Origin of the sequence: Catenulispora pinisilvae (assembly GCF_015356865.1) — a bacterium.
GTDB lineage: Bacteria > Actinomycetota > Actinomycetes > Streptomycetales > Catenulisporaceae > Catenulispora > Catenulispora pinisilvae.
The window spans coordinates 1-534 of the sequence record NZ_JAAFZA010000584.1 but is presented as its reverse complement, the minus strand read 5'-3'; the positions used below and the strand labels follow the sequence as shown (position 1 = coordinate 534).

The 534-nt window shown below is 67.4% G+C and carries 1 protein-coding gene and 1 pseudogene; one reads left to right on the top strand and one right to left on the bottom strand.

All coding sequences use genetic code 11. The features are described from left to right. Positions 1-250: hypothetical protein (locus IZR01_RS51975; RefSeq protein ID WP_228561489.1), on the top strand; the 250-nt coding region annotated here is incomplete at its 5' end. Positions 251-331: 81 nt separating this feature from the next. On the opposite strand, the pseudogene IZR01_RS49520 reads toward IZR01_RS51975, so the two are convergent. Beyond that, positions 332-534, bottom strand: a pseudogene (locus IZR01_RS49520) (hypothetical protein); the annotation flags it as partial.

The window sequence follows — 534 nt, the reverse complement described above, 5'->3', positions numbered from 1 at the left end:
ACGCACCACCACCCCAGCCACCCCACGACCAAAAACCGGTCACCTCAGAGCAGCCATATCCCTGACCGACATCCTGACCATCCTGAACACCACACCCGACCAGCCCCGCAAAGCCAGCACCCTAGGCCGCCAACTCGGCCTCACCGACCGCGCCGCACTACACAGCCTCACCGTCCGCTTGTCCCAATGGGCTGATCAAGGACGCCTCACCAAAACAGCACCCGGCACCTACACAATCACCACAGGTTAAAAGGCAAGTGAAGAGCCGGCGCCTCCGGCGGGGGCTCTTGGCTCCCTCGGGGAACTGGCGCGGTTCCATAGGGTGGTCCGGTCAGGGCCCTGCGCTGGCGGTTTGTGAGGTGGTGCGGTCCGTTCCCCACGGTCGCGTCGTCAGCCCCAAGGGGTACAGCGCCGCGGCGAAGCCGATGTTGCGCAGTGCGGCGTCGGTCGGCCACATCGTCAGCAGGATCGAGCCGGGGATGCCGCCGAAGCCGAAGTAGCCGGCGCTGCGCAGGGGCCGGCCGGGCCGTAGGC